The organism is Parasutterella sp. (assembly GCF_057870745.1).
Window position 1 is genome coordinate 15,998 of sequence record NZ_DBMALT010000039.1, and the last position, 11,212, is coordinate 27,209.

Below are 11,212 nucleotides of genomic sequence, written 5' to 3' on the forward strand. Positions count from 1 at the left end.
CTCCTTCCTTCAGCGGGAATCAGTGTTCAGGAGAAAACATGGCTGAAATTGTTACGACGTCCATTAAGTCTCTTCCGCTTGTCTATCGCGGCAAAGTCCGTGACAGCTACGCTGTCGGCGATGACAAACTTCTTATTGTCGCTTCCGACCGTATCTCTGCTTTTGACGTCATCCTCGGCGATCCGATCCCCAAGAAAGGCAAAATTCTGACGGCTTTGACGGACTTCTGGTTCAAAGAACTCGACGGAATCGTCCCGAATCATCTGACGGGCATTGATCCCGAATCCGTAGTTGCTCCCGAAGAACGCGATCAGGTTAAGGGACGCGCCGTCGTTGCCAAACGCCTGAAACCGATTCTCGTCGAATGCGTAGCCCGCGGCTACCTCTCCGGCAGCGCCTGGAAGGAATATCAGACCACCGGCCAGATCTGCGGCGTCAAACTCCCCGCCGGTCTGAAACAGAGCGAAAAGCTGCCTGAACCGATCTTCACACCGGCCGGAAAAGCTGAAGCCGGCCATCACGACGAAAACATCACTTATGAAGATGTCGTCAAACAGTACGGCGAAGACACCGCTTCCAAGCTCCGTGACTACACACTGGCTCTTTACAAGAAAGCCGCTGAATATGCCGCCTCCAAGGGCATCATCATCGCCGACACCAAGTTTGAATTCGGTCTGGACGACAACGGCACAGTCGTTTTAATGGACGAAATCCTGACTCCGGACAGCTCTCGCTTCTGGCCCGCCGACGAATATAAAGTCGGTCAGTCGGAACCGAGCTTTGATAAACAATTCATCCGTGACTGGCTTGAAAGCCAGCCCTGGAACAAGAAAGCTCCGGCGCCCAAGATCCCGCAGGATGTGTTGGATAAGACCAGCAGCAAATACGAAGAAGCTCTGATCCGTCTGACAGGCAAAGGCGTTACCGCCTAAAATTCCCCTAACGAAACACAGAACGCGCCGCTTGCGGCGCGTTTCGATTAACAGAAATCCAACAGGAATCTCAAGATGCAAGAAAATAAACCGGTTGTCGCCATTTTGATGGGATCCAATTCTGACTGGGACGTCATGAAAAACGCTGCTGAAATGCTCCAGTCTTTTGATGTTCCGTTCGAGGCCAAAGTCGTCTCCGCACACAGAATGCCGGACGAAATGTTCGAATACGCCGAAACTGCCCGCAACCGCGGCATCCGTGTGATTATTGCCGGCGCCGGCGGTGCTGCTCACCTTCCCGGCATGCTCGCTGCTAAGACAACGCTGCCCGTCTGCGGTGTTCCCGTCCCGAGCCGCTACCTGAAGGGCCAGGATTCTTTGTATTCCATCGTTCAGATGCCTAAAGGCGTCCCGGTCGCAACTTTTGCCATCGGAGAGGCCGGCGCTACTAACGCTGCACTTTATGCCGTCCAGATTTTGGGTACGACGGATGCCGTTTTGGCAGATAAGCTTGCGGCTTTCCGCAAAGCTCAGAACGAAAAAGCCCGCAACATGACTCTTCCGCTTTAACAGATACATGATGAAAGACACACCGATTCTTCCCGGCAGCTGGCTCGGACTCATGGGGGGCGGTCAATTAGGCCGCATGTTTGCTCAAGCCGCCGCTACGATGGGCTACCGCGTCTGCGTATTGGAGCCTGATAAAAACGCCCCGGCCGCCATTGTTGCCGAAAAGCACATCTGTGCTCCCTATACGGACGAAGCTGCACTGACCGAACTCGCCTCGCTCTGCAAGACCGTCACGACCGAGTTTGAAAACGTTCCTGCTGCCGCTCTGGAGTTCTTAGCATCTAAGGGCGTCGAAACATGCCCTGCTGCTAACGCTGTCCGTATCACGCAGGACCGATTCGATGAAAAGTCTTTCATCAAGTCTGCCGGCGCTCCCGTTGCCCCTCATTTGCTGATCGAATCCGACGAGGATCTCAAGAAGGCTTCTGCTCCCTATTTCCCCGCCATCTTAAAAACCGCCCGTTTGGGCTATGACGGCAAAGGCCAGATTACGGTGAATGACCGCCGCGAACTGGCAATGGCTTTTGAGAAGCTCGGTAAAGTTCGCTGTGTTTTAGAAAAGCGCCTGCCGCTCTTTAAAGAAGTCTCTGTCATCGCCGCCCGCAACAGCAAGGGTGAAGTGGCCGTTTTTCCGGTGTCTGAAAACTACCACCGCAACGGAATTCTGGCGGTTTCCGTCATGCCGGCTCGTTTAGACGAAGACATCACCAACCGCGCCCGTGAAATCGCTTCCAAAATCATTGAGAAGCTCGATTATGTCGGCGTGCTCTGCACAGAACTCTTTGTACTTTCCGACGGACGTCTGGTCGTTAACGAATTGGCTCCGAGACCGCACAACTCCGGTCACGCCACGATCGATGTCTGCATCTGCAGCCAGTACGAACAGCAGGTTCGCGCCATGGCCAATCTGCCGCTCGGCGATACGACTCAGGTTTCTAAGTCCGTCATGCTCAACCTGCTCGGAGATCTTTGGTTCGATGAAAACGAAAACGTCCGTGAACCGGATTGGAGCCAAGTACTGGACATCCCGGGTCTCAAATTGCATCTTTACGGTAAGAAGCAGCCGAGGCATGCACGTAAAATGGGCCACATCACTTGTTTAGCCGCCACGGAAGAGGAAGCGATGTTTAAAGCCCAAATGGCGGCCCGCATTTTAGGTCTCGAACTTCCCGAATAACGTTATGCATTCTGATCTTGAGAAGGCCGTCAAAATTCTCGAAGCCGGCGGCTTGGTTGCTATTCCCACTGAAACGGTATACGGCTTAGCCGCCGACGCAGAGAACGAAGCGGCGGTTAAATCGATTTACGCTGCTAAAAACCGCCCGGCCACGCATCCGCTGATTGTGCATGTTGCCTCAGCAGAAGCTCTGCCCTACTGGGCCCGAGAGATTCCGGAAGATGCCAAAAAGCTGACTGAGGCGTTTTGGCCCGGTCCTCTGACGATCGTTTTAAAACGCTCCGAACATGCCAAAGACTTTGTGACCGGCGGACAGGACACGGTTGCGCTTCGCTGTCCGTCGCATCCTTTGGCTCACGAACTTTTAAAGCGTTTTGACGCGGGCAAAGGCCGCGGCTTAGCCGCACCGAGCGCCAACACCTTCGGCAAGATCAGTCCGACAACCGCTCAGCATGTGCGTGATGACCTCGGGGAGAAGCCCGACGGCAAAACCGACTTCATCCTTGACGGCGGAGAATGCACCGTCGGCATTGAATCGACGATTCTTGACCTCACGGGCGAAACACCGCGCATCCTTCGCGAAGGCGATGTCAGCGGCGAAATGATCTCTAAAGTGATCGGCAAACCCGTTGAACACGGTGCGGTCGGCGCTTCTCCGCGTGTCTCCGGCTCAATGAAGAGCCACTACGCGCCTGAGCACGTTTTAAAGATTGTCTCGGCAGACGACCTGCCGGGTGAGACACAGTTCTTAGCCCGTCACTTCAAAACCTTCTCTTTGATTGCGCCTGAAAAGATCGCGAAACGCTTCAGTACGGTCGCAGAAAAAGTTCGCGGCTACAAAGACGCCAAGGAACTCCAGGTCAACCTTTACAAATGGCTGCACGAACTCGACCGTGACGGCGGAGATGTTATCTTTGCTGTCGAGCCGGAATTAACCGATTCTTCAGCCGGTGTTCTGGATCGACTGACCCGCGCTGCCGCTGAAAGACCCAACAAGGAAAGCAAATGAGCGATACACCCGCAGATCTCGTCCGCTTATCTAAGCGCATGAGCGAACTCGGTTTATGTTCACGACGAGAAGCCGATGAGTGGATCTCCAAAGGCTGGGTTAAAGTTGACGGTCAAGTCGTTAGCGAACTCGGCAGCAAAGTGCGCCCTGACCAAAAGATCACGATTGACCGGAAGGCTCAAGATCAGCAGAACGAGCGTGTGACCATTATTCTCAACAAGCCGCTCGGCTATGTCTCCGGACAGGCTGAAGACGGTCATGAACCGGCACGCATTTTGATTACGCCGAGAAACCGCTGGATCGATGATCCTTCTCCTCGCCGCTTTAATCCTTCTCAGTTAAAGAGCCTTGTTCCTGCCGGTCGTCTGGACATCAACTCCACCGGCCTTCTGGTTCTGACTCAGGACGGACGCATTGCCAAAACCATCATCGGTGAGAACAGCGCCGTCGAAAAAGAATACATCGTGCGTGTTGCGATGACCGACGGCCGCTCCAACAGCGAATTTCCTCCGGCGAAGCTTGCGCTTTTAAATCACGGGTTGGAACTGGACGGTAAGCCTTTGGAGAAGGCCGAAGTTTCTTGGCTCAACGAAGACCAATTAAAATTCGTCCTTCGTGAAGGCCGAAATCGTCAGATTCGCCGAATGTGTGATCTTGTCGGTCTGAAAGTCCTCGCACTTAAACGGGTCCGTGTCGGCAATGTCCGCCTCGGCAAGCTTCCGGTCGGTAAGTGGAGATATTTGGAAGACGGCGAAAGTTTTACCGGTCCCGCCCCTAAAAGAGCCTCTTCCGGCAGACCGGCTTCCGGTGCGCCGCGTCGCCCGCAAACCTTTAAACCTCGTAAACCGAACTTTAGAAAAACTCGAGACAAATGACGCCGAGTCGCTTTAACGTCAGCCCCGAGTGGGGCCTTGTGATGGTGACGGCCCTTTGGGGTTCTTCTTTTATTCTTTTGTCCCTGAGTCTTAAAGGACTCTCGCCGGGGCTGCTTGTTGCTTTACGTTTCGGAGGCGGTGCCGTTCTAATGGCGTGCCTCTTGAGATCGGCCCTTTTCAAACTCAAAAAAGTCGATTGGATTGCTGGCTGCGCCACGGGAACGTGTATTTTTCTGGGTTACTTCCTGCAGACGGTGGGCCTGCAGACGATTACGAGTTCGATTTCGGCCTTTCTGACGGCACTTTACGTTCCGTTCGTACCGCTTTTCCAATGGGTTATCTTTAGGAAACGTCCGACCCCGATTATTGCCGGGGGAATTTTGTTTGCCTTCATCGGCATGCTTCTCATCCTGGATCCCACCAAAATTTCCTTTAACGGAAACATCGGAGAGTGGCTGACGATTGCCAGTGCGGCCGCCTGCGCAATGGAAATCTTAGTTCTCGGGCGCTTCGCCAACTCTTGTGATCCGAAAGCTTTTTGCTTTACTCAGTTGGTTACCGTCACGTTTTGGAGCACGCTCTACTGCATTGTCTTTGAAGACGTTCGCTTTGATCCTACGCCCGTGACTTATGTCTGTATGGCGATTTTGATCGGCATGATTGTCTTTAACCAGGTCATGATGTGCTGGGCTCAGAAATTCGTCTCACCGACCCGCGCCGTTCTCATTTACACCCTTGAACCGGTGTTTGCCGGCATCATCGGTTACGCCATCGGAGAACCGTTTACGAAGGGCGCTGTCGTCGGCGCCGTCATGGTGGTGCTGAGTATTCTCATCAGTTCTTGGCTGCCCGGCTACCTCAAGAACCGAGGCCGCATCAGCAAGGAGGCTGTCCGTGAGTAACGCTCCAATCGGAATGTTTGATTCCGGGCTCGGCGGACTGTCCGTCATGCACGCCGTTCGAGACGCCCTTCCGGGAGAAGACATCATTTATTACGGCGACTGCCTTTACGCCCCGTACGGCGACAGAAAGTCCGAGTACATCAAAGAGCGCTGCCTTGCAATCGGACGCTTCCTGATTTCCAAAGGAGCCAAAGCGATCGTGGTTTCCTGCAACACCGCCACCGCAGAGGGTGTTAACACGATGAGGGAAACGTTTAATATTCCGATCATCGGCATTGAGCCTGCGATTAAGCCGGCAGCCGCTGCAACACAGACCGGAGTAGTCGGCGTGATCGCCACGACGCGCACCATCACCAGCGAACGCTACCTGAGACTCGTTCGTGAATTTGCCGGAACCAAGGTCAAGGTCGTTTCGGTTCCGTGCCCGGGTCTCATGGAATGCGTCGAAAGCGGCGACTGGGACTCCTTCAAGACCCAAAAACTAATCGAAAAGTATCTGCACCCAATCAAGCGTGCAGGTGCCGATAAGCTCGTCCTCGGCTGCACGCATTATCCGTTCCTGTCTAACGTGTTGAAGCGTGAACTCGGCAGCGGAACCGAACTCATCGATCCAAGCGCAGCAGTTGCCAGAGAACTTAAACACCAGCTCTCCAAACGCGGCTTACTTTCGGATGGTGCAAAAGGCAAAGAAGTTTTTTATATCAGCGGAGATGCCGATAAGCATCGCGCTGTCATCGAGCGTCTTTGGAACTCAGAAGAAGCACTTGATCTGCGTTCTGACCCTCCCGCAACGAAAGCAACTCTCTCTTGAGCCTTTTCGACCTTCAAATCATCCAATTTGAGCGAATTTAGACACTGTCACTACGCCGGACTGCCATACTTTCAAGCAATTAAAGAAAGTACTTGGATTCAACTCAAATGCACGACTCTGTCCTTGAACGTGTTACGTTACGTCGCTCCCTCGGAGCAAAATACCTCACCACACCTGCCCCCTCTAAAGAAGACTATGCCGAAGCCCTCACATGGGCCATTGCAGCGCCTGATCACTGCCATCTGAGACCTGCTCGTTTCGTGGTCATTGAAGAGCGTGAGAAATTCGCCGACTTTTTTGAAGCCGGCGCTCTGGCCGACGGAGCTGATCAGGAAGGCGCCCAGCGCGCCCGCAGCAAAGCTTTAAAGGCTCCGGCTATGGTCGCTGTGGTCGCCAAAATCGATGAACACAACGAAAGAGTTCCTACCTACGAGCAGTGGATGACCGTCGGCGCTGCTACCTCTAATTTCCTTGCCGCTCTTGAGCTCAAAGGCTTTGCAGGTAAAATCGTGAGCGGCTCGTCCACGCACTACCGCGACGCCGTCGATGCCCTTTGCAAGAAGGGCGAAGTCATCGCCTGCTGGATTATGCTCGGCACGGCAAAACCGGATGCCCCGGGCGCCGAAGTCCGTTCTATTTACGACGAACTGTTAACCTATTTTTCTTAAGAAGCAAACATTAAGAGGCCGTCATGAAACGCTTTTTCCTTATTCTTCTCGGCATGTTCATGTCCGCAACTATGCTAACCGGATGCGGATACAACGAGATCCAGACGCTTGATGAGTCGACCAAGGCAGCTTGGAGCGAAGTTTTAAATCAGTATCAGCGCCGCAACGACCTTATTCCGAACGTGGTGAACTCCGTTAAGGGTGAAGCCGATTTCGAGAAATCCACGCTCACACAGGTGATCAATGCCCGTGCTAAGGCCACGTCTATTCAGGCAACGCCTGAACTGATGGAAAATCCCGAAGCCTTCCAGAAATTCACGCAGGCTCAGGGCGAATTAAGCAGCGCGCTGTCCCGGCTACTCGTCACTGTCGAACGCTACCCTGACTTAAAAGCCAACAAAGCCTTCCAGGACCTGCGTGTACAGCTTGAAGGCTGTGAAAACCGCATCGCGATTGCACGCAACCGCTACATTAAATCCGTTCAGCAGTACAACACGTACATCCGTCAATTCCCGCAGATGGTCTGGGTTTGGATCCTCGGATACAAACCTAAAGCTCAGTACGCGGTAGCCGACGAAGCTGCCATTACGACACCTCCTAAGGTAGATTTCAATGGTTCAGCAGCTACAGCTCCGGCCAAACCTTAATCGTTTCGGCCTTCTCATCGGTGCGTTCTTCTTTTGGCTGAGCGCGCTTTTCTGCACGGTATCGGCGGCTGACCTGCTTCCGATACCGGAAGTGGCTTATGTCACCGATACTGCACACCTTCTGACGGCCGAACAAAAACGTTCGCTTGAAGCCAAACTTGCGGGGTTTGAGGAGAAGTACGGTTCTCAGATCGCCGTTATCATCGTTCCTTCCACGAACGGCGAGCCGATCGAAGACTACGCACATCGCGTCGGTGACAACTGGAAGCTGGGCCGAAAGGATGTCGGAGACGGTCTTCTCCTGATCGTTGCCGTCAATGACCACAGAATCCGTATTGATGTGATGAGAGCGCTCGAAGGAGCCATTCCGGATGTGGCTGCGTCCCGCATTATCACGGACGTGATGGCGCCGAACTTCCGTCAGAACAACTACTACCAAGGCATCAGTCAGGCCTTGGACAAAGTGTTTACGCTGATTGAAGATGCCAAACTTCCGGCGCCGCAGAAGAAACGTTCGGAAGCCAATATTCTTTACGATCCGGCCGAAGCTCTGTGGGACGAACCTTGGGTGGCAGTGCTCTTCATAGGATTTGTCATCACGATGATGCTGCGTGAGCTCATGGGCCGCAAGTCAGCCCCTCTTGCAGGTTTAGCCGTGGGCGGTTTAGCGGCGTTTATTATGCAGTCGCTGTTTGCAGGTATTGTGATCGCTCTGGTCGTAGTCGTGATTGCCATGTGTATTCCGACCGCCGTTCTTGAGGCCGGCGCCCGACGGACCGCCAAGATGTACGGAACCGACCGCCGTTACCGCGGTAAACGCGGGGGCGGAGACGACGGCTTCGGAGGCTTCGGCGGATTTGGCGGGGGCGGCTTCGGAGGCGGCATGGGAGGCGGAGGCGGTGACGCAGCCGGCGGAGGCGCAAGCGGAGGCTGGTAAAAAATGTTTATCGGAAGAATTCTTAAACATTGGGTAATGTCGCCCGTTCCCGTCACAATGGCATTTCCTCAGTCCTCTTTGGATGCAGTGACGAAATGCATTGAAGAATGCGAGCGGCAGACGAGCGCTGAGTTCCGACTCATCATCGAACGCAGTATTCCTTCTAAAGGACTTCGAGAGAACATCACGGACGCTCAAAGAGCCAAAGAGCTTTTCGGACGCTACGGTGTCTGGGACACGGAAGACAATAACGGCGTGCTGATTTATTTAAACCTTTCCGACCGTGCCATCGAAATTTATTTAGACCGAGGTGCAGCACGAGAGGTGAGACAAACTCAGCTGGATGACATCGTCAAACAGATGGAAATCGCTTTTGCTGATAAGAAGTTCGAGGAAGGTGTTTGTCAGGCCTTCAGATCACTGACCGGGATTTTGTCTAAGCCTTTCCCGAACAAACCCGTTCAGGATCCGGTGCCCAATACACCTGTCGTACTATAACTTTTTACTTTCTTGAAGGCCGCCCGAGTTTTTCTCTGGCGGCTTTTCTTTTGCCCGGCTCGTCATCCTCACAAAAGCTCAGACTTAGCCGTTAAAAATTAGAACAATCCGTTCAGGAGCCAACACAAAAATGCTCATTCCAAGTTGCTAAAATGTTGACTCCTTTTTATTTCTCTATGAATTTCATCGTCATGGAACTGTCTGCTCTTACCGCAATCTCTCCCCTCGACGGCCGCTACGAACGCCAAACTGCCAAACTCCGCGACATCTTTTCCGAATTTGCACTGATGCGTGCTCGTGTCACGGTTGAAGTTGAATGGCTCATCGCCCTTTCCGAATTCAACCTGCCCGAACTTAAAGATCTTTCCGAAGAAGACAAACTTTATCTTCGCGGATTAGTCAGCAGCTTCTCCGTTGCCGACTGTCAGGCGATCAAAGACATCGAAAAAACCACCAACCATGACGTTAAAGCCGTTGAGTACTGGATCAAGAGCAAGATGACCGTCAATGAACATCTGGCTGCCGCCAGCGAATTCGTTCATTTCGGCTGCACTTCCGAGGACATCAACAACACTTCCCACGCTTTGATGCTTTCCTCTGGCCGCGAGCTCATCTGCTCTCACCTGCAGATGATCATCGACAAGCTCAAGGGCTTCGCCCATGAATGGGCCGGCGTTTCCATGCTGTCCCGTACACACGGTCAGCACGCTTCCCCGACCACCGTCGGTAAAGAAATGGCCAACGTTGCCGCTCGTCTCGAGTTTGCTGTTCAGGCCATCGAAAAAATGAAACTGCTCGCCAAGATGAACGGCGCCGTCGGCAACTACAACGCCCACACCATCGCTTATCCGGACAAAGACTGGCCTGCTTTTGCACGCAATGTCGTTGAAAATCGTCTGCACCTGACTTTCAATCCCTACACGATTCAGATCGAACCGCATGACTACATGGCCGAACTCTTCAATGCCATCACTCGTGCCAACACGATCCTGATCGACTTGGACCGCGACATCTGGGGCTACATCTCCCTGAACTACTTCAAGCAGCAGCTCAAAGAAGGCGAAGTTGGCTCTTCTACGATGCCGCATAAGGTCAACCCGATTGACTTCGAAAACTCCGAAGGCAACCTCGGCATGGCTGACGCTTTCTTTACGTTCCTCGCTCAGAAGCTCCCGATCTCTCGCTGGCAGCGCGACCTGACTGACTCTACTGTTCTCAGAAACTTAGGCGTCGCCTTCGGCTACAGCATTGTCGGCTACACCGCTCTGGAACGCGGCATGAACAAACTTCGTCTGAACGAAGAAGCCATTGCCGCCGATCTGGATCAGTCCTGGGAAGTTCTGGCCGAAGCCATCCAGACCGTGATGCGCCGTTACGGTGTTCCTCATCCGTACGAACAGCTCAAAGCTCTTACCCGCGGTAAAGGCATCAGCCCTGAAACCATCCATGAGTTTGTTGCAACGCTGGACATTCCTGAGGATGCCAAAGCCTCTCTGCAGAAACTTACACCGGCCACTTACATCGGCTTAGCCGAAACTTTGGCTAAGGAAATCTAAGTTTTCCTCTTGTGAAAACGCCGGCTGTTCTTCTCGAGCAGCCGGCGTTTTTATTCGATAGAAAAAATTTGATACTTAGAGGATAAAGTTCGTAAACAGAATCGTGCACCAAATGATCGCGCAAATCGTCAGGGCGAGTAAGACGGCCGCACTTCCTAAGTCCTTAGCTTTGCCGGACAGAGGATGAATTTCTCCGCCGAATCGATCAACCACTGCCTCGATCGCCGAATTCAGGATCTCGACAATAAGAACAATGAATAGCCCCAAGACCAGCAGCAGTTTCTCAACGGTGGTCACCGGGAGGAGAACCGCAACAGGCAGCATGACACAAGCCAATATCGCCTCTTGGCGGAAAGCCTCTTCTGTCTGCCAAGCGCCTCTGAAACCCTGTGCGGAATACTTGGTTGCATTCATCAGACGGCGTAATCCGGTCTTGCCTTTAAGTTCGGAAGCGTCTTTCGGCTGGTGTTTTTCCATTTTGTTCTCTTCTCGTTGATCGTGTCTGAAATCTTAGCAAGGATACAGGCACCAAATCGAGTAGGGGAAGCTTTCACCTACCCCTCTCACACCACTGGGCATGCGGGTCTCGCACCCAGCGGTTCCAATTAACCTATGCGGGTCGCCTACTTG

General features: G+C 53.2%; 13 protein-coding genes. 12 read left to right on the forward strand and 1 reads right to left on the reverse strand.

Going from position 1 to position 11,212, the window contains the following annotated elements:
* Positions 1-38: 38 nt before the first annotated feature.
* The 12 genes from ACZND6_RS10145 (at position 39) to purB (ending at position 10,582) form a co-directional block, all read left to right on the forward strand.
* Positions 39-932: a phosphoribosylaminoimidazolesuccinocarboxamide synthase gene (locus ACZND6_RS10145; protein WP_008810730.1), complete on the forward strand. Its 894-nt coding sequence runs from the start codon at positions 39-41 to the stop codon at positions 930-932.
* Positions 933-1,007: 75 nt separating this feature from the next.
* Entirely contained in the window at positions 1,008-1,502 is a 495-nt protein-coding gene (gene purE / locus ACZND6_RS10150) for a 5-(carboxyamino)imidazole ribonucleotide mutase (RefSeq protein ID WP_293737678.1), read from the forward strand.
* Between the two features lie 7 nt (positions 1,503-1,509).
* On the forward strand, positions 1,510-2,679 hold the full coding sequence (locus tag ACZND6_RS10155; protein ID WP_489524629.1) for a 5-(carboxyamino)imidazole ribonucleotide synthase: 1,170 nt from the start codon (positions 1,510-1,512) through the stop codon (positions 2,677-2,679).
* 4 nt (positions 2,680-2,683) lie between these two features.
* Positions 2,684-3,688 carry an L-threonylcarbamoyladenylate synthase gene (locus ACZND6_RS10160; protein ID WP_293737680.1) on the forward strand — a complete coding sequence of 335 codons (1,005 nt, stop codon included), beginning with the start codon at positions 2,684-2,686 and terminating at the stop codon, positions 3,686-3,688.
* Positions 3,685-4,563: a pseudouridine synthase gene (locus tag ACZND6_RS10165; RefSeq protein WP_293737681.1), complete on the forward strand. Its 879-nt coding sequence runs from the start codon at positions 3,685-3,687 to the stop codon at positions 4,561-4,563. Before ACZND6_RS10160 ends, ACZND6_RS10165 begins: the two co-directional genes overlap by 4 nt.
* The gene (locus tag ACZND6_RS10170; RefSeq protein ID WP_300874017.1) at positions 4,560-5,465 is read left to right on the forward strand and encodes a DMT family transporter; all 906 of its coding nucleotides are present in this window, start codon (positions 4,560-4,562) and stop codon (positions 5,463-5,465) included. The genes ACZND6_RS10165 and ACZND6_RS10170 overlap by 4 nt, the downstream gene beginning before the upstream one ends.
* On the forward strand, positions 5,458-6,276 hold the full coding sequence (murI, locus tag ACZND6_RS10175; RefSeq protein ID WP_300874013.1) for a glutamate racemase: 819 nt from the start codon (positions 5,458-5,460) through the stop codon (positions 6,274-6,276). Before ACZND6_RS10170 ends, murI begins: the two co-directional genes overlap by 8 nt.
* Before the next feature lie 107 nt (positions 6,277-6,383).
* Positions 6,384-6,944, forward strand: coding sequence for a nitroreductase family protein (locus tag ACZND6_RS10180; RefSeq protein ID WP_300874010.1), 561 nt, complete (start codon positions 6,384-6,386; stop codon positions 6,942-6,944).
* 23 nt (positions 6,945-6,967) lie between these two features.
* Entirely contained in the window at positions 6,968-7,591 is a 624-nt protein-coding gene (locus tag ACZND6_RS10185; protein ID WP_021868255.1) for a LemA family protein, read from the forward strand.
* Entirely contained in the window at positions 7,557-8,528 is a 972-nt protein-coding gene (locus tag ACZND6_RS10190) for a TPM domain-containing protein (RefSeq protein ID WP_489524630.1), read from the forward strand. Before ACZND6_RS10185 ends, ACZND6_RS10190 begins: the two co-directional genes overlap by 35 nt.
* Positions 8,529-8,531: 3 nt before the next feature.
* Entirely contained in the window at positions 8,532-9,026 is a 495-nt protein-coding gene (locus ACZND6_RS10195; RefSeq protein ID WP_300873998.1) for a TPM domain-containing protein, read from the forward strand.
* 176 nt (positions 9,027-9,202) lie between these two features.
* Positions 9,203-10,582 (forward strand): adenylosuccinate lyase, encoded by a 1,380-nt coding sequence (gene purB / locus ACZND6_RS10200; RefSeq protein WP_489524631.1) that lies wholly within the window; start codon positions 9,203-9,205, stop codon positions 10,580-10,582.
* A 75-nt stretch (positions 10,583-10,657) separates the two neighbouring features.
* On the opposite strand, the gene ACZND6_RS10205 is transcribed toward purB, so the two are convergent.
* The gene (locus tag ACZND6_RS10205; RefSeq protein ID WP_293704744.1) at positions 10,658-11,059 is read right to left on the reverse strand and encodes a diacylglycerol kinase; all 402 of its coding nucleotides are present in this window, start codon (positions 11,057-11,059) and stop codon (positions 10,658-10,660) included.
* Between the last annotated feature and the right edge of the window lie 153 nt (positions 11,060-11,212).